The organism is uncultured Salinicola sp. (assembly GCF_937921195.1).
Lineage (GTDB): Bacteria > Pseudomonadota > Gammaproteobacteria > Pseudomonadales > Halomonadaceae > Salinicola.
Window position 1 is genome coordinate 1 of the sequence record NZ_CALFQK010000159.1, and the last position, 17,083, is coordinate 17,083.

The 17,083-nt window shown below is 63.1% G+C and carries 17 protein-coding genes; 12 read left to right on the plus strand and 5 right to left on the minus strand.

Annotation, left to right across the window (positions count from 1 at the left end; translation table 11 throughout):
- Positions 1–1,535: hypothetical protein (locus tag Q0602_RS17715; protein WP_298846025.1), on the plus strand; the 1,535-nt coding region annotated here is incomplete at its 5' end.
- A 131-nt stretch (positions 1,536–1,666) separates the two neighbouring features.
- Complete coding sequence (locus tag Q0602_RS17720; protein WP_298846028.1) at positions 1,667–2,278, plus strand: hypothetical protein; 612 nt, start codon at positions 1,667–1,669, stop codon at positions 2,276–2,278.
- A 14-nt stretch (positions 2,279–2,292) separates the two neighbouring features.
- On the opposite strand, the gene Q0602_RS17725 is transcribed toward Q0602_RS17720, so the two are convergent.
- Together Q0602_RS17725 and Q0602_RS17730 are read right to left on the minus strand one after the other, a co-directional pair.
- Positions 2,293–2,517, minus strand: coding sequence for a DUF805 domain-containing protein (locus tag Q0602_RS17725; protein ID WP_367276989.1), 225 nt, complete (start codon positions 2,515–2,517; stop codon positions 2,293–2,295).
- Positions 2,454–2,759: a hypothetical protein gene (locus Q0602_RS17730; RefSeq protein WP_298846035.1), complete on the minus strand. Its 306-nt coding sequence runs from the start codon at positions 2,757–2,759 to the stop codon at positions 2,454–2,456. Before Q0602_RS17730 ends, Q0602_RS17725 begins: the two co-directional genes overlap by 64 nt.
- Before the next feature lie 56 nt (positions 2,760–2,815).
- Here Q0602_RS17730 and Q0602_RS17735 point away from each other — a divergent pair, with 56 nt between their 5' ends.
- The 7 genes from Q0602_RS17735 to Q0602_RS17765 all read left to right on the plus strand — a co-directional run bounded on the left by Q0602_RS17735 (position 2,816) and on the right by Q0602_RS17765 (position 8,358).
- Positions 2,816–3,193 carry a VVA0879 family protein gene (locus tag Q0602_RS17735; RefSeq protein ID WP_298846039.1) on the plus strand — a complete coding sequence of 126 codons (378 nt, stop codon included), beginning with the start codon at positions 2,816–2,818 and terminating at the stop codon, positions 3,191–3,193.
- Between the two features lie 8 nt (positions 3,194–3,201).
- The gene (locus Q0602_RS17740) at positions 3,202–4,170 is read left to right on the plus strand and encodes a hypothetical protein (RefSeq protein WP_298846042.1); all 969 of its coding nucleotides are present in this window, start codon (positions 3,202–3,204) and stop codon (positions 4,168–4,170) included.
- A 43-nt stretch (positions 4,171–4,213) separates the two neighbouring features.
- Positions 4,214–4,960, plus strand: a complete 747-nt coding sequence (locus Q0602_RS17745) for a peroxide stress protein YaaA (RefSeq protein ID WP_298846045.1) — start codon at positions 4,214–4,216, stop codon at positions 4,958–4,960.
- 51 nt (positions 4,961–5,011) lie between these two features.
- Positions 5,012–5,653, plus strand: coding sequence for a uracil-DNA glycosylase family protein (locus Q0602_RS17750; protein WP_298846051.1), 642 nt, complete (start codon positions 5,012–5,014; stop codon positions 5,651–5,653).
- Between the two features lie 100 nt (positions 5,654–5,753).
- Positions 5,754–7,721, plus strand: a complete 1,968-nt coding sequence (locus tag Q0602_RS17755) for an ATP-dependent helicase (RefSeq protein WP_298846054.1) — start codon at positions 5,754–5,756, stop codon at positions 7,719–7,721.
- 32 nt (positions 7,722–7,753) lie between these two features.
- Positions 7,754–8,011, plus strand: coding sequence for a hypothetical protein (locus tag Q0602_RS17760; RefSeq protein WP_298846057.1), 258 nt, complete (start codon positions 7,754–7,756; stop codon positions 8,009–8,011).
- 98 nt (positions 8,012–8,109) lie between these two features.
- Entirely contained in the window at positions 8,110–8,358 is a 249-nt protein-coding gene (locus tag Q0602_RS17765; RefSeq protein ID WP_298846059.1) for a hypothetical protein, read from the plus strand.
- Here Q0602_RS17765 and Q0602_RS17770 read toward each other — a convergent pair whose 3' ends face one another.
- Genes Q0602_RS17770 through Q0602_RS17780 form a run of 3 tightly spaced genes read right to left on the minus strand, consistent with a single transcriptional unit; the run spans position 8,359 to position 15,062 of the window.
- On the minus strand, positions 8,359–9,000 hold the full coding sequence (locus Q0602_RS17770) for a hypothetical protein (protein ID WP_298846062.1): 642 nt from the start codon (positions 8,998–9,000) through the stop codon (positions 8,359–8,361).
- Positions 9,001–9,044: 44 nt separating this feature from the next.
- Positions 9,045–12,464, minus strand: a complete 3,420-nt coding sequence (locus Q0602_RS17775) for an acyl-[ACP]--phospholipid O-acyltransferase (protein WP_298846065.1) — start codon at positions 12,462–12,464, stop codon at positions 9,045–9,047.
- A gap of 54 nt (positions 12,465–12,518) precedes the next feature.
- Positions 12,519–15,062: a DUF2339 domain-containing protein gene (locus Q0602_RS17780; RefSeq protein ID WP_298846068.1), complete on the minus strand. Its 2,544-nt coding sequence runs from the start codon at positions 15,060–15,062 to the stop codon at positions 12,519–12,521.
- 118 nt (positions 15,063–15,180) lie between these two features.
- On the opposite strand from Q0602_RS17780, the gene Q0602_RS17785 reads away from it, so the two are divergent.
- The 3 genes from Q0602_RS17785 to Q0602_RS17795 all read left to right on the plus strand — a co-directional run bounded on the left by Q0602_RS17785 (position 15,181) and on the right by Q0602_RS17795 (position 17,050).
- Positions 15,181–15,798 (plus strand): TetR/AcrR family transcriptional regulator, encoded by a 618-nt coding sequence (locus Q0602_RS17785; protein ID WP_298846071.1) that lies wholly within the window; start codon positions 15,181–15,183, stop codon positions 15,796–15,798.
- An 80-nt stretch (positions 15,799–15,878) separates the two neighbouring features.
- Positions 15,879–16,256: a hypothetical protein gene (locus Q0602_RS17790; protein ID WP_298846074.1), complete on the plus strand. Its 378-nt coding sequence runs from the start codon at positions 15,879–15,881 to the stop codon at positions 16,254–16,256.
- A 65-nt stretch (positions 16,257–16,321) separates the two neighbouring features.
- On the plus strand, positions 16,322–17,050 hold the full coding sequence (locus Q0602_RS17795) for a hypothetical protein (RefSeq protein ID WP_298846077.1): 729 nt from the start codon (positions 16,322–16,324) through the stop codon (positions 17,048–17,050).
- Positions 17,051–17,083 lie beyond the last annotated feature (33 nt).

A 17,083-nucleotide genomic window follows, 5' to 3' on the forward strand; every position in this document is an offset into this window, starting at 1 on the left:
AGCAACTCGATCTTCCCGCGGCGAACACCTCCACGGGCGTCTATCGCTGCGACGGCACCGACTCGCCCAACGGCCGTCTCGGTGGACGCGAGCCGTGCTGCATCGGAGAGGTCGCGCCCGGAGGCGTCGCAACCGAACAGGACGTGTTTGCTCGCGCGACCCTTTGCAACAATCTCGGCAGCATGCCTGTCGGAACGAGCGCACAGCGAGCCGCCTACGTAAGAGCGGCAGGAGCTTGTGTCGAGCAACGCGTGCCCCTCACCGGGCAGCGCTTCAAGTCCCTGGAGGATATCGGGAATCCTCCCATCGATTTCGCCGCCTCTTCCACCAGCTTCCTCGATGTTCTCGAATACGACAACGGGAACGTGTTCTACCGGCAGACGCTGCCTGACGCCGCGACATGCTATGAGATCGGCTACTACGCACAGGGCGGCCTCAACACCTTCCATGCCATGCCTCAGGATAAGAAGGAGCAGTGCTACCAGGGTCGCAACATGCCCATCTCCTACGTGCGCAAAATCACGGACACCTATCGACAGCAGCAGATCGGCTTCCTCGAGAGCGAAGCGGACAAGATCGCCGCTTCCATGGCCCAGAAGGGCTACAACGGTTATGACATCGAGACCTTCTGGTCGAGCTATGGCGGCTACAATCCGCAGATGAACGGGCAGACCACTACGCCATGGATCATCTCGGAAGTGGGTCGTTACGTCCACATCCAGGCGCAGGTCCCACATGGGGGTCTCTGCACCTGGTACCGCGGGAACCAGGGCATCAATGCCAACCAGTACGATACCGGATACCAGTATCCCTCCTACTGCTGGTATTCGAAATCCCAGGGTTGGCGCTTCCAACGGAATATCACGACGCCTTACCGCCAACAACAGCAGGCCAAGCTCAAGAGAGAGGCGACGAACGTATTCAACGCCCTCATGGCGGGGTCCTATTCGGGCTTCGACCTCAACGTCTTCCGCTCGGGCGGTGGCGTCGATCCAGACATGCAGGGGTTCACCGACTCGAAATGGAAGATCGCGAGCTGGACCCATGGACCGGTCAGCCTGAGGATCGACTTCCCCACCGAAGGCTTCTGCAGATGGTTCAGGGACTCGACCAATGACGGCAATTTCTACAACACCCGCTCAGTGACACCCGAGTGGTGCGGACGGTACAACCAGTACAGCGACTACTACTACCAGTTCGACATCTCCGAGCAGTACCGCGCCAAGCAGAAGGCCGTGATCGAACGGGAGCGCAAGAAGATGCGGGCCGCCATCCTGCAGAACGGCGGGACCTACGCGATCCATTCGAAGCCCGATTTCCAGGGTGCACTCCCCGACAACGGTGTCCTCACGGTCCGCAGTGGGAAGACCTACTACACCGCTCCAGTCGATGACGGTCTGTGCGACTATCTGGTCAACGAGGCGGCAGCCAGAGGAGCGGGAGGCTACATCAACTTCTACGACTTCCACTATCGCCCCGTCACCTGCCACAACAACGGAGGCATCAAGGCCTATCTCGACCTCACCGTCGACTGATCTTCCGGAAGGGCAATCCCGTCCCTGTCCTCCGGTGGGCTGAACGGCATCGATCCCTGCGGTCGGTGCCGTTCTTCGTTCTCCCGAAGAGGAGTCGGTGGTATCATCAGGTCCCAACGAGAGGAAAACACATGAGAGACAACGTCCGGACCGTCTATCGCGATCTGATCGACATGAACATCTCCTCCGACTTCCATCAGCGCCTCATGGGGAAGACGGGATGGAATGCGGCCACAGCCAAGGCTGTCGACTTCGAATACCGTTGTTTCCTCCTGCTATGCGCCGTCTCCGACATGACGATGACGCCTCCGGAGGCCGTGGACATCGCATGGCACGAACACATCCTGCATACCCGCCACTACCAGGATGTCCTGACCGAGATCATCGGCAAACGTCTTCACCACGATCCGGGCGCCGATGGCGACAAGGAAAGGCACCGCAGGCAGTACAAGCACACATGGGCCCTATACAAGCGGGTCTTCGGACGTGAGCCTACCCCACTGGTCTGGCCGAAGCCCGAGCACAGGATCGCCGATATCTTCCGCAGGAGGGACGATGACGGTGACGGAGTCGATCTCGCGGCCCTGTGGCTCATCGCCTCCGCAGACAGTCCGGCCTATGCCTGTGCATCGCCGACGGCTCCATCATACGGTGGGCATACTCCAGACGCAGACTGCTCGGTTGCGGACGCATCGACATCCTCGTGCGGATCTTCCTGCGGGGGAGGATGCGGCGGCGACTGACGCCACTCCATGCTTCAATGGAACGCCTCTCCATAGGAGTTGGCCACGCTCTGGCCCGGCATGAAAAGCAAGACCAGATAACCGACCAGCTGGGCGAGACCGAAGATGTTGAACGTCGTCACGAAGACCTCCGGGCTGATCATGATCAGGGGCAGCAGCATGAAGCCGCCGAAGATCAGGGGCAGCGCGAACCAGCCAGAGGCACCCAGATCGTGCAGACGCTTAACCACCAGGCACACGTTCGAGTAGGCGAGAACGAGGAAAAGGGCGTCAACAGGAGGAATACCACTGCTCCAGCGCTGAACAGCCTCACAAGCTGATCCATGCCGTATGCACCATCCATGTCAGCCATGCCGAAGGCGGCGATGATCCCGATCGTCACCAGGAAGAGCCAGATCGCGCCGATCGCGAGACTTCCGAGGAAGAACGGCATCCGGGAGATGCGTCCGCGGAAGGTGAAGAGCAAATCCATGGGTTTCACGTTGTCCTCCTGTCAGGACACGATTGTAGGATGAAAAAGAGAATGGAGAAAGACGCATGAGGAAGATCGCTCTCGAAGAGTTCCATGCGGAGCTGAAGGGTCAGGGTGTGTCCTCGCCCGAACATGCGGCCGTGAAGTGCCCGGCATGCGGCACCGTGCAGTCCAAGGCGCTTCTCAGGAAGCAGGGATGCCCGGAAGACAGCATCGAAGGCCAGATCGGCTTCTCGTGCGTCGGGCGCTGGAACGACGCAGGCCCTCCACCGCGCAAGGACGATGCCGCTCCCCGCAGGGTTCCCGGCTGCAACTGGACACTCGGAGGACTGTTCTCGATCCACGATCTCGAGGTCCAGAAGGACGGGGTCTCCCACCCGATGTTCGAGGTGGCCAGTCCCGAGGAGGCTAGGAAGCTGGAATCCTCGCTCGTATCGGGCTGAAGGTCGCCATGGACATCCGCCACCCCTTCGCGAGCGCTTTCCTCGCGTTGCAGCCGGATCGAAAGGATCTGCTGCCCCGGATAAAACGGAATGGCGGAAAGCACATTCTGGTGGACGGGATCGACGGATACAGCGCGGACAACATCACGATAGGGAACGCCGAGACCGGGCGACAGGAGCAGGAGGGCGAGTTGTTCGCTCTCTGTCTGGACAATCTCGCCAAGAGACTGCCCGAGAACCTGGCGTTCCTCAGAGGAGCGACCGAGATGCTGTCCGGCGCATTGGATCGGGAGGGCATCGACCTCCATTCCATGCGTGTGCAGTCGATGGCCCCTGCAAGGGATCTCGTCCTCCCGACCATCGAATTCGAGGTAACGGAACTCGACGACGGACTCATCGGACGGATCGTGAAGCGACACTTCCGTCCCGATGCTCCGGGAGCATCCGCAGGCGAACCATGGGTGGGCAAGGAGGGTGCTCTTGCCGCATGGGCAGAGCGACAGGGACGTCTCAGGAGGATGAGGGCCGACACCGGTATCCTCATCGACCCCCTCATGGCCACTCTCCTGCGGCCTGCACAGCGCCACGATCTCGTCCGCAGACTGCAGCACGAGGCCTCTTCAGGATCACCCTCGTTCGAGGCCTCCTCCCCTGAACTCGACAGGAGCATCGCTGGATACAGTCTCAAGGACGGAATGGTCAGGGCCAACATAAGACTGGCCGAAGGGATATACTGGAATACCCTCCCCGTCGATCGCGGTCCCGGTGTCCTGCTCTCGCAGCATGTCCCGGGCTCCATGGTCATGGCCATGGAGGGAAGACGGCTGCGAGAGATAATCGACCATCCTCTGATCGATCCCGCCTGGACCGTCGTCAGAACAGGCACCGAGAAGCAGCCTCCTTCGCTCCGGCGCATCATGCTGGAGACCGAGTGCGCCTTCCTTCCTCTGGAAGCCGCACCTCGATCGCTCTCCTGAGTGAGAGAATAACGAGAATTTCATTGAGAAAGGAAAATTTCCCATGATCGCGATCCTGTCGCCCGCCAAGAGCCTCGACTACGAGACCGAACGCAGCATGCCGACCCCCACTCGGCCGCGTCTCGATGAGCGCACCGATCGGCTGGTCGCGCGTGGGAAGGAGATGAGCGTCGACGATCTCATGTCGAAGATGAAGATCAGCCAGGCGCTGGCGGAGCTCAACCATGGTCGCTGGCAGGACTTCGAGAACCAGGACGAGAAACCCGCGATCCAGGTGTTCGACGGAGACGTCTACACCGGCCTCGACGCCAAGAGCATGGACGAGGACGACATCCTCTTCGCACAGGACCATCTGCGCATCCTCTCAGGCCTCTACGGCGCCCTGCGTCCTCTCGACCTGATGCGTCCCTACCGTCTCGAAATGGGGACCAAGCGCTTCCCCGAGGATCACAAGCTCTCGATCTGGTGGGACACCGCCGTAGCCGATCTTCTGCTCGACGACATGGACGAGAACGGCGATCGCACGATCCTCAATCTCGCCAGCGAGGAATACTACGCCTCGATCAAGGGCCGGCTCCCCGATGATGTGCGCATCATCGACATCAGGTTCATGACCGGTGACCGGTTCATCACGATGCACGCGAAGGTCGCCCGCGGCACCATGGCCCGCTGGATGATCGACAACCGTATCACCGACATCGATGCGATGAAGGGCTTCGACTACGACGGCTACGTCTATGACGAGGAGGACAGCGACGCGGACACCTGGACCTTCCGAAGGGCCGCCTGATCCGGACGCAGGTCCGCACCCTCGAGAGAACTCCAACCCAAGGATGACATCATGAAGTTCCACCTGTCACATCTTCCGGCCGTCCAGGCGGCCATCGCGGCTGCAGACGCCTGCGAAACGCTCGACCAGCTCGCCACCGCCATCGAAGGCTTCAAGGAGCACGAACTGTGCGCGACCCGACCTCTTCCATCGCGGGCCGGATCCAATTGCACTGACGATTCCCCGCTCATGCTGCTCGGGAAGTCGCCGGCATGGACCGAGAGCGAGACCCGCATCCCGTTCTGCGGGCCCGCAGGGCAGGTCCTGCGGAGCGAGATGGCGGCACAGGGCCGCGATGTCGAGGAATGCTGGATCAGCTGCGCAAGCCCCTGGAAGGCGAAGAAGAACAACCCCAATGCGACGCTGCTGGCGATCTCCAGGCCCTTCCTGATGCGCGAGATCGAGATCGTCAGGCCGCGCATCATCATGGCCCTCGGCCAGAAGGCGGACGAGGCGCTCACGCAGAAGAGCAAGAAAGTCACCGGAAGGGTCGGTCACACATGGACGCTGCGCACACCGCGTGGGCTGCAGGTGCCTGTCATCGTGAACTGGTGCCACGCCGCCGTCATGTACGATCCGCGCCTGGCGCCCGGGTTCCGGACGGTCATCGAGGACGCCTTCAACCACGACGTGGTGATCAGGAAAGCCGCCTGACCCGCGCAGACGACACCGGTCAGACGAAGGATACGTCGGGCCTTGGTCATCCGGATCCCTTCGTCCTACAATCCACATTCAAGACAACCGAGGCAGATCAATGAGCATCCTAGACGGACTTAATCCGCAGCAGGCGGCCGCCGTGGCGCACAGGCATGGACCCGCAGTCGTCATCGCGGGTCCGGGAGCGGGCAAGACGCGCGTTCTCACGGCGAGGTCCGCGGCTCTCCTCCAGGAAGGCATCAAGCCCGAACGGATCCTGCTCCTGACCTTCACGCGCGCTGCGGCCAACACGATGATGGCGCGGGCCCGATCGGCGGACGAGCGGGCGGAGTTCCTCACGGCCGGCACCTTCCATTCCTGGGGCATCCGCATCATCAATGCGAACGCCCACGTGTTCGGCCTCGAGAAGGAATTCACGATGCTCGACCAGGACGACGTGGCGGAGCTCGTCAAGCGCGCCATGGAGCCCCTGAAGGGCGGCGAGAAGAACTGGCCTCGCGCCTCGACCGTGGCGAAGATGATCAGCTACTCGACCAACACTCGCATGCCGATCGCGGAGGTCATCGAACGACGGTATCCCGACTATGCCGAACTGGCCGACGAGATCGGCGAGGTCCGGGACGCACTCGTCGAGATGAAGATCGAGAAGGGCCTCATCGACTATGACGACGTCCTGACCTATCTCGCCATGCTCCTCGAGGACGACGAGATCGGCCAGAAGATCCGCGAGCAGTACGACTACGTCATGGTGGACGAGTACCAGGATACGAACGAGCTCCAGCTCCAGATCGTCCATGGCCTGGTCGGAGACAACGGCAACGTCATGATCGTCGGAGATCCCTCGCAGTCGATCTACGGCTTCCGCGGCGGTGCCCCCGCCACCATGACGCGCTTCCGCGAGAGCTACCCCGGCACCAAGATCCTCCCGCTGGAGATCAACTACCGCTCCACGCCGGAGATCATCGAACTCGTCAACGCGATCGACGGGCGCATGGACATCGGGTTCGACAGGACCCTCAAGGCCGGCCGTCCGAACGGCAAGCGTCCGGTCATCGTGGACGTGACCGACAACTCGGCAGAGGCGGCGGCCATCGCCGACGCCATCCTGGCCGACAAGGCCAACGGCGGGGAGATCAGCGACCACGCGGTCCTCGTCCGATCGACAGCCTCCGCCCGTCGCATCGAGACGGAGTTCATCAGCCGCAACATTCCGCACACGGTCAAGGGCGGTGTCCGCATCGACGAGGCCGCACACATCAAGGACCTCCTCTCGATCGGGCGCATCTCGGTCAACATCGGCCACGAGCCCGCCTGGCTGCGCATGCTGTCTCGCTTCCGCAAGATCGGCGCCAAGGCGGCGGAATCCATCGCTGCCCGCACCATGACCGCCTTCACACTCGACGAGGCCTGCTCCATCCTGCGCGAAGAGGGAGAAAAGCGGAAGACCGAACTCGCCACCCTCGCCGAGGCGATCGAGGCCGTCGCGGCGAACCAGCTCGTCGCCGAGGGTCTCGAGTCGGCGATGGCGGTCATGCGGCCGGTCTGGGCGTCCATCTGGGACGAGGACTGGAGCAGCCGGGAGCGCGATCTCGAAGCCGTCCTGCTGATCGCGGAGGAGCATCCGACCATGGAAGGCTTCCTCACCACCATCACGCTTGACGCATCCATGGACCGTGACCGGACGGGGCAGAGGGAGAAGACCGAGGAGGACCCGGTCACCATCTCCACGATCCATTCCGCCAAGGGTCTGGAATGGAAGCACGTCCATATTCCCGCCTTCGTACAGGGCGGTCTACCGTCGCTCTTCGCCCAGAACGAGGACGATCACGCCGAAGAGCTCCGCATCGCGTATGTCGCTGTTTCCAGGGCAGAAAAGACACTTTCGCTCTATCGTCCACGCTTCAACGGACAAGGGAACTTCACCAGTCCGTCGGAATACGACGTGCTGTTCAAGCCCTATGTCGACCAGGAGGCCCGGGCCCGAAAGGTGCAGGAGAGTTCCGGTGGGCGCGTGGAGACCAGCAAGAAGATCGACCTCAAGTCGAGGATGCTCGGAAGATCCTGATGAACGGAAGGAACACCGAAAGGAGACGAGAGATGGAAAAGACCACTGCGATCGATCCCGACGGCGTCGAATGGACCCACGAGATCGACCAGGACCAGGACGGCGACGGCTTCTGGTATGACGAGCATTATGCCGTGTCCCCGACAGGAGAGCGTCGCCATCTTCCATGGAGCCGCTTCGGACATTACGCCTCGAGGCACTTCATTCGTTATGTCGAAGCCGGCATGCCCAAGCGGCAGAGCATCGGCAACTGGCACCCGGAGGACATCGAGGCACTGGAAGGGGGCTGACGCCCCCTTTTTTGCATCCACATCCGCCAGGATACCGGAAAGGTTCATTATCCCTCCGATATCATCCTACAATGACATGACAACAACGGGAGAAGACAATGACCTGCATGACCTCCTCGGGGAAGACCTATCCGGTCCCCGATCGCTTCATGTTCGACCCGGCACCGGACAGGTATCCACCGGGCATCCAATTCGCCAGCGTCGTCGTCCTGACCGTCCTCTCGTGGGGTCTCCTCCTCGGAAGCCTCAGTCTCCTCGGGCCCATCGCGCTCGTTCCCTGGCTCGCTCCGTTGGGTCTCATGCTCCGCGAACTCGTCCTCGCGCCGGTCCTCCCGGCGATCGGATGATCATCCGATTTTGATCGAAAGAGCCTCGAGGAGCGCGCAGATCGCGCGACGGTTACTGACGAAGTCGGTGTGATTGCAGTCGACCTCGATCGTCAGGTCGCTTTCGCCGGGGGCTCCTCGACAGCAATCCGGAGAGACCACGCCGTCCTTGGGGGACCACAGCGCAAGCGTAGGCACGGGCGGCTTGCGCGACAGCTCGACATCGATGGGCGGCGAATCCACGCGGTGACCCGTCTTCCATTCGTAGATGCGCCACACGTTGTTGGCCCGCGGGTCCCCCGAGAAGGGCGATGCCATCGTCACCACCCGCTCGACCGCATGGGGCATGGTCTTCGCCACCTCGCGGGCGAACAGTCCTCCCAGACTCCAGCCGACCAGCGCAACCTTGCGACCCGTGCGATCATGCGTCTCAGAAACCAGATCCTGCAGGCGCACCATCATGTCCGGCTCGAGGCCACGATTGAGGCCCATGCCCCACGTCCGTGCGTCGTATCCGGCCGAGATCAGGGACAGGCACAGCCGCCTGCAGAAGACCTCATGCACCATGAAGGCCGGGAAGATGATGACGGGGCGACCCTCATCCGGAGCCATGGGTCCTGCATTCACTACTCCAGAGAAGAGAAGCCTGCGGCGCATGGCCATCGCCTCGCCGACCAGTCCGAGGAGAGGTGGCGGCACGGTCCCCGTCACGCCGCCACCGTCTCTTCCTCTCCCTGCGCCAGGCGGGACATCGTGACGTAGTCCCGCTTGCCCGTTCCCAGGACGGGGATCTCGTCCACCATCCTGATGTCCTTCGGGACCGAGAGCTCGGTGACCCCGTTCTCCTTCGCCCAGACACCGAAGCTACGCGCATCGACATCCCTGCCGGTCGTGAACAGCACCAGAGCCTCGCCCTTGCGCGGATCCCTGCGGGTCACGACGGCGTGCTCTGCATCCGGCCAGATGCGGGCGGCGTTGGCCTCGACAGCCGGCAGCGAGACCATCTCGCCGCCGATCTTCGCGAACCGCTTGGCGCGCCCCCTGATCGTGATGAAGCCCTCCCCGTCGATCGTGACGATGTCTCCCGTGTCGTGCCATCCCTCCTCGGGCGGCTGGAGCTCGCCGGGCCGGTCCACCTTCATGTATCCGGCCATCACGTTGGGTCCGCGCACCGACAGCCTGCCGCCCTCCCCGATGCCCGGAACGTCGTCCAGCCGCGCCTCCATTCCCGGAAGCATGCGACCGACGGTCCCTGCCCGGAAGTGCATCGGCGTGTTGACCGCGATCACCGGCGCGCACTCCGTCGCACCGTAGCCCTCCAGGATGCGCAGGCCGAACTTGTCGCTCCACGTCCGCCTCGTCTCGTCGCGAACCTTCTCGGCGCCCGCGAAGACGTAGCGCATCGCATAGAAGTCATACGGATGCGCCACCCGGGCATAGCCCGACAGGAAGGTGTCCGTCCCGAACAGGATGGTAGCGTTCGCATCGTAGGAGAAGGCCGCGACCTGACGATAGTGGAGCGGGCTCGGATAGAGCACCGTCCTGATACCGAAGAGGATCGGCAGAAGCGTGCCTCCCGTCAGGCCGAAGCTGTGGAACACCGGCAGTGCGTTCATCACGATGTCCGAGGAATCGAAGGCGATGCGCGATGCGAGCTGACGGCAGTTCGAGACCAGATTGGCATGGCTCAGGGCCACCCCCTTCGGGACGCCTTCCGACCCGCTGGTGAAGAGGATCACCGCCGGATCCTCCGGTCGGCGCGAATGGAACGACCCGGTCAGCCCGCGCATGCGCGCCTCCACGAACGCCCTCGCCTTCTCGGCCGGACCGATGCGACCCCTGGCCTCCTCGAGCCAGACGAACACGATGCCCATCATCTCGAGGGCGTGGACGATCTCCTCCAGCTTCGCCTGTTCGACGAAGGCGCGGGAAGTCACGACAGTCCGGATCTCCGCGGCGGTGCACGCCGCCTCCATGCCGCTGCGACCGGCCGTGAAGTTCAGCATGGCCGGAACCCTGCCGAAAGCCTGGAGGCCGAAGAAGGTCACCACAACCGCCGACACATTGGGTAGCAGCACACCGACGGCCTCGCCTTCCCGCGTCGAACGCGAAAGGAAACGGCCCAGAGCGAGCGACCCCGTCACCAGCCTGTCATAGGACAGCGGCTGGCGCTGCACGTCCTCGATCACCTTCGTGTCCGAACCGTGGAGTTCGGTCGAATTCCTCAGTTCCTCGAACAGCGTCTGCACTCCGCCGGATGTCGAGTAGATCATCCCGCTCATCTCGTCATAGAGACGCCGTCCGGCGATCGCGCGGCGTTCCCTCGCGGACAGCCCTTCGTCACCGGTCTCGAAACGACGCGGCTCGAGCACCGTCAGATCGATCTTCGGGAACCACCGACGGCGGACCTTGCCCTTGAGGCGGGACAGCATCGAGAACTGCGCTCCCGATATCCTCACGGGGACCAGAGGTGCATCGGCCTTGTCGGCGACCATGCCCGGACCGTCGAACACCTTCATCAACGCGCCCGTCGTCGTGATGCGGCCCTCGGGGAAGATCACCAACGTCCGGCCCTCACGGACCGCCTTGACCATCGCCTTGGCGGCCATCGGATTCGTCGGGTCGACCGGGAAGGCGTCGAACAGCTTGAGCGCCGGCTTCATCCACCACTTTCCCGCGACATGCGTGTTCACCGCGAAGGTAGGCTTGCCGGGAAGGAACGAGGCGAGCAGGAGGCCGTCCAGCCACGAGACGTGATTGACCACGACGACCGCCTTCTCGCCTGCGCCGGGCATGTTGTCGGCTCCGTGCACCTCCACCCGGAACAGGATGCGGAAGACCGCCTTGAACAGACCCTTCAGCACCGTATCGGGCAGGAGCCAGCACGAGATCAACGCCACCGCGAGCGTGGCGAATCCCAGAGCTCCGACGATCCCGTTTACGGATGCTCCGAGCCACAGCAGGAGCGCCGAGGCACCCACGACCAGCACGGTCACTCCGGCATTGACCACATTGTTGGCCGCGATCATGCGCGATCGTCCTTCGGCGGGCGTGGCCGTCTGCAGGATGGCGTAGAGCGGCACGATGAACATGCCGCCGGAGACGCCTGCAGCAGCGAGCGAGACTATGATCCAGAGCGATCCCGGATTCCCGACGAACTGCGAGACATCCGCATTGCGCGTCATGGGGGAAAAGGCCTCTCCCGCTGCCCACAGGGAGATGAGGGAGAACGCCAGGACGATCGCGGAGGCAGGCACGGTCCTGGCGGACACCTCGCCCTTGAGGATCCTACCGACGATCACGGAACCGGCTGCGACGGACAGGGAGAATACCAGCAGGAGCATGGTGACGACGGACGCCTGCGCCGAGAAGGTCCCGCTCACGAGAGGTGCGAACTGCGCCAACAGGACCGCGCCGGCCGCGAAGAACCAGCTGATGCCGAGGATCGCAAGCCATGCTCCACGGACCTCGCGGGCCCGCCCCAGGACCTGCATGGTCGATCTCCACGGATTCCAGTCGACCCTGGTCGATTTCGAGAGCGACGGTGCGGCAGGCATCAGCATCGAGGCGATGAAGCCTATCGCCGCGGCCAGACACGCCACGACCGCCGCGTCGATGGCGGACAGGAGGCCGCCTGCCAGCTGTCCCATGAGGATCGCGACGAACGTGCCGGCCTCGACCAGGCCCGTCCCGCCCATGATCTCGTCCTTGCGCAGATGCTGCGGCAGGATCGCATACTTCACCGGCCCGAAGAACGTCGAATGTACTCCCATCGCGAACAGGCATCCGAGCAGGGTCCAGACCGAACCCAGCGCGAAGCCCGCAAGGGCCACGCCCATGATGAGTACTTCCGCTCCCTTCAGGATGCGGGCGATCCGGGTCTTGTCCATCGAATCCGCCAGTTGTCCGGCCATCGCAGAAAGCAGGAAATACGGCAGGATGAACACTCCCGTCGCCACGATCGCCAGCATCTCGGCCGACATCGGCGTCATTCCGACCAGCGCGTAGTTCGCCAGGAACAGAAGTGCGAACTTCAGCAGGTTGTCGTTGAACGCGCCGAGGAACTGGACCGTGAAGAGCGGCCCGAAGCGTCGGCGCAGGAGGAGGGAGGCGGAAGGAGCGGACATGTGGTGTTCCTGTTCGTTGCAGGGTGCTTATAGGATGGAAATCTCGAAGAAGGATCAACTGCGCTCGGGAAGCAGTCTGGCGTAGAGCCAGCCAACCCCGATGAGCGAGAAGCCCAGAGCCGCGAACGAGGCGATGCGTGCCAGTCCGTCGAGACCCGACACATCGAAGATGAACACCTTGATCACCGCGGCCAGCATCAGGAGCAGGCTGCCGATCCTCCAGGGCAGGGCCTGCTTCCGCAGTCCATGGAGGAGGAACGCGATCGAGATCAACACGATCAGCAATGATCGCACGATGTCCTCCGCTTGCGAGACCGTCGCGGACGCCATGAGCGATCCGGCGAACGCCTGACGCAACACGAGCAGACCCGTCATCGTGATGAGCAGCATCTGCGCCACGTTGCGAGCGACTTCCATGGGTCGAAGGAGGTCGATCCTGCCTGCGAGGTGAAGGAGCGCAAGGGCGGTCAGACAGGAGAGACTCATCAGATTAAACAGGGGCATGCTCCCCACCTGCTGCATGTTCCACGCCGGATCATGAATCAGCAGAGTGAACCAGCCGAAATGCAGCAACGACATGCCACCCAGCGCGACGGACAGACGCCGGTCGAACTGGAAGGCCGCCACGGCACCGGCGGCGAGGATGAACTGCCACAGCGTCCTCTCGACCATCCCCAAGGAGATGAACGCCTCGGTTCCGTCGATGGCGAAGACCTGCTTCCACAGGGAGTGCGCAAGCACCAGCCCCGCAGAGGCGCCCAGCAGGACCAGGCAGCGCGACACGATGACGTTCACGTCGCGCATCTTCATGAACGCGACTCCGGTCACGACCGCCAGCGGTACCAGTGTGCGCAGGAGATCGGAAAGCGGCGGCAGACCCGTCACGAGGAACGGCCTTCCTGCAAGTGACCCTGCAGCCGAAGAGAACCACGCCGCGTCGACGACCAGCACCGAGATCGTCAGGACACCCGTCGCCAGTCCGCCAGCCGCTTCCCATCCACGGCGCCAGAAGGCACCGAGAGCGAGTCCTGCCGCCGCGACGGGGAATGCCGTTTCACCGACCATCCACCATGCGGCGAGAAGACCGAAGACCACCGCTACAGGGCGGGCGACATGCATGCCCTCATCCGGATTCCTCTTCGAGATCCACTCGATACTGATCGCCATGAGGGCGGCCGCGATCGCGCAGATCGCACCCGACACCGTGCCGGCCTCCGGGAGCCTGTGAGCCACGATCGCTAGTGCGGCGAGCGGAGCCGATGCCATCAAGCGCGCGGATTCGAGACGGATGCCGCTTTCCGACCGGGACACCCGCCATGCCGCGTGGATCGCATGGAGGCCTGCGAAGAGCAGCGTCAGAAGGACGAGAGCGGCGCTGTCCGCGTCGTTCCATGCGAGGAGAACGAGGAATGCCACGCCGCCCGCCATGGCCGGAAGCATCCTGAACGCCTCATTCCGGGCAAGCCAAAGACATCCCGCCGTCGCGAGAAGGAGGCCTGTCCACTGGACGATACCGAAGCCTCCCAAGAGGACCAGTCCGGCGCACTGGAGAGTGCCGAACGCCGCGCCGACAATGCCGAAGGGTGCCTTCGCCGAATCCCTCGAAGATACGAGCGGAACGAGGAAAGCGGAGAACAGGACCAGCATGACCACGAAGATCGATCCGCTTTGCATCCCGATTTCGGCAACGGCAGCCCAGAGCAGGCCGCCTGCCATCGCTGATCCTGCAAGCCACAGACGATCCTGAAGGCGTGCCAGAAACGAGGCCCCTCCCGTGATCGCCATGACATAGAGGGACAGCGCCGGGACATTGCCCTCGCCTCCGATGAGCGCGGGCGCAGCAAGCCCGCCAACCAGGGCCAGCAGCGCACTCGGAGCCCCGAACAGCATGGAGAGGGCGCCGCCTGCGAGCGTGACGACAATCATTCCGGAAAGAGCGGCGCCGCTTCCTATCAGACCGTATAGAAGATGAGCGGAAAGGACCGCTCCGTAGAGCGATGCGATGCCGGCTCCCGACAGGGACTGCGCAATGCGGACATCGTCTCTGTCGCGCATGGCGAACGCTCCGCCGATCAGTCCGAGGCCGAAGAGAACGCCGAGGAACACCCTCACGCCTTCGGTGAGTATCCCGGCGTCGATGGACCACTTGACGCCGAGGATGCCGGTGATCGCCAGCGTCAGACCACCCGCCCAGATCGGAAGCGTGCGTCCGAACAGATGCTCGAACCCACCCGAGCCAATCGCAGCCTCATCCCTTCGATCGTCCTTCCTCTGTGGTCCGGAGGGCACCGGCAGCGAGGTCACGTTCTCATCGGACATCACCAGAGGCGCTGCGGGTGCCCAGGGCGAAGGCCTATCGCCCCCGGTGCCGGAGACGTCCTTGCCCGTAACGGTCGTCTCCGGCGCAACGGGCGACGCAATGGGCTGCGAAGTGCGGACAGTTACCGGAGGAATGACGGCCGTCTTCGTGCTCCCCGTCCTGCCGGTCGATACGCGATCGAGATCGGCGCGAAGGAGGTCCATCTCCTTCTTCATCGAGGAGACCCTGTTCCAGAGGGCAGCGAGAGCCACGATCAGACATGCGACGACGAAACCCATTTCACACCTCACTGCGGGAATGACGCTATTCCCGATTCGAAGCGCAGGATATCGTTTATTGGACGACTGTCCACTTATTTTTTGGACAAGCGTCCATTTTCATGGCAGAGGACATTCCATGGCACGAGGAAGAAGATCAGATCACACGGCCGAGCAGATGCTCGCGCTCATCGTCGACAAGGGCAGCGAGATCGTCGCCGAAAGCGGTATATCCGCGGTTACCGCCCGCGAGGTCGCACGCGGTATCGGTTACTCGGCGACGACCGTTCTCAATCTCATGGGGAGCGCCGAGGCCATAGTCACCGCGGTCAACACGCGCACCTTCGGATTGTGGGCCAGGCATCTCGAGAAGGCCCTGGCAGAGAAGCCCGATGATCGCATAGCCGCGCTGGTCCATGCCTACTTCGACTTCGCCCGGGACAATCCCCGGTTGTGGATATCGATCTACGAGCACAAGCCCACCGATCACGACGTCCCTGAGGACCAGATGAAGGAGAGATCCCAGCTCACGGCCATCGTCGCCCGGGAGATCGCGTCGGTCCTGCCTGCAGGCGCGGACGGTATCGAGGAACTCACCGCCTCCCTCGTCCACACCGTCCACGGTCATTGCCACCTCTGGATCACGGGCACCTCCGAGATCATGGGACTGAAGGACGTGAGGTCCGCAGCTCTCGACAGGGTCATGGAGACACTCTCCGCCCGCGGTCGGCGACCCGACGGAGATCGAGAGGCGTAGATCAGAGAAGGGGAAGGAAAAGGCGTCTCCGGGCGCCGCCCTTTTTTTGCATCCACAGTCGGCCATCCTATAAGCCTCCCATGAGCATGGCATTCCTCCCCGCAGGCATGAGCGGCCTCGATGTATTCCTGGTGCTGGTGGCCTGCGCCATCGGGACATACGCCGTCATCGGCCCTGCGCCCACCAAGGAGGACAGGTGCGCCCAGACGATCCTGATCATCCTGTTCCTGCCGTTCACTCTCAGCACCATCGGCTACGGCCTGCTCTGGGTATCGACACTGTTCGGCATGTGGCGGACACCCGGAGCGACGACAGGATCCGTCTCCGCAGCTCTGAATACCGTCTCCTCCCATGCCCTTGTCGGACTCCTGACCGGATCGCTGCTGCTTTCGATCATCACTGCGATATCCATGAGGATCCGGCATCGCCGACCCCCTATGCGCTCCGGAACTTCGTGATGGACAGATGGCCCCCGGACATGGGACAATTCCGGAAACCATCCTGAACTTCCGAAGGAACATCCATGCTCAAGGCACTCGGCGGCGACGCTCCCCAGACCAACCGCAGCGAGGGCAATGCCCATATCGCAGCGATCCGCGAGGCTCTCTCGCGTCCCCAGGCCATCGTGACCGGAATCGGTTCGCGCGAGACGCCTCAATCGGAGATGGACCTCCTCACCCGGATCGCGAGTGCCGCAGAGAAGCGCGGCATGCGTGGGCGATCGGGCGGCGCGGGCGGCGCGGATCTGGCCTTCGAGCGGGGTTTCATCGACCCCAGGAACATCGACGTCATCGTCCCGTGGAAGGGCTTCCTTCCCAAGGGCATGACGCAGCGCGATGTCGACGCCTTCCTCGGCAGGCCCCGTCCCATGAGCGGACCCGGAGCACCGGTCATGCTTCCGTGGGACAAGCGGCAAGAAGCCGAAGAGAAGGCCTCCCACTACCATCCCGCCTGGCACAAGTGCTCGCCCGGGGCCAAGAGCCTCCATACGCGCAATATCCCACAAGTCGTCGGTCTGGAGCTCGATCGCCCTGCCGACCTGGTGGTCGCATGGACCGTCGACGGCAAGGCCACCGGAGGAACCGGACAGGCCATCCGCATGGCTCAGGACATCGGAGTGCCCGTTGCCAATCTCAAGAATCCGGAAGAGAAGAAGGCCGTCATGCAGGCGTTGGGGATCCAGGACCGCGACATCGGATTCCAGCGTGCCCAGGCGCAGGCCTACGAGGCCCAGGGTCGTTTCGGTCGCTGAGCACGACTTCCGTCTTGCGGCTTGCCATCCTAG